At 41.2% G+C, this 674-nt stretch carries 1 protein-coding gene; it reads right to left on the bottom strand.

The window, feature by feature from the left end; all coding sequences use genetic code 11:
• The coding region (locus OGX98_RS00800; protein ID WP_286594706.1) for a Tli4 family immunity protein at nucleotides 1-674 on the bottom strand (674 nt) is incomplete at both ends.

The following is a 674-nucleotide window of genomic DNA, read 5'->3' as shown; positions in this document are numbered from 1 at the left end:
AACAGAGTGTCTTCTGAGCCAGAATATTTATTATTTGTATACACACCCAGGATGAAATCATCATTTTCATAACTAAATGTAATTTTTTCAAGATGCTTTCCTCCATCATCCCGGATAAATCCATTCGGAATACACACACCTTTAGCCGACGGTATATCTTCATCTTTCCTGCCGCTAAGCCGTGATATCAGCGACTGCAGAGCCGCCAGTTTGGCTGGTTTGGTATTTGTTTGATCTTCTGTTGTAGTTTTAAGATACTCAGCTTTCCTTTCTTTATATTTCGGGGCAGAAAAATCACGAATGTCTGTTGTTATAATAAAAGCGATACCATTTACGTATACATGCGCTTCGAGTCTTCGGTAGAGATCATCCGAGCCGGGTCGATTGCTATCAAAAATCACCCCTTTACCTTCAGTGAGAGTAATGATCTCTTTTATAAAAGGGGCATCTTTCGGATCGTTTTCTGGGTTATTGATAGCATCGCGCAGCGCCTGCTCTCTTAACTGTACCCGTTGTTTAAATGCAGGTGGATAGAGCGGTTTGCTTTCTATTTTAAAGTCATCGATAAAAATCATATCGTGCAGCTGATTGTTGAACGACTCGGGAACGTCAATCACATAGCGCCCGATACACTGCGGTTTGGTTTGCGCAAACAAAGTATTTATCACTGGACT

The sequence above is a fragment of the Citrobacter sp. Cm046 genome (genome assembly GCF_030333065.1).
Lineage (GTDB): Bacteria > Pseudomonadota > Gammaproteobacteria > Enterobacterales > Enterobacteriaceae > Citrobacter > Citrobacter murliniae.
This window is presented reverse-complemented; position numbering and strand designations above follow the sequence as displayed.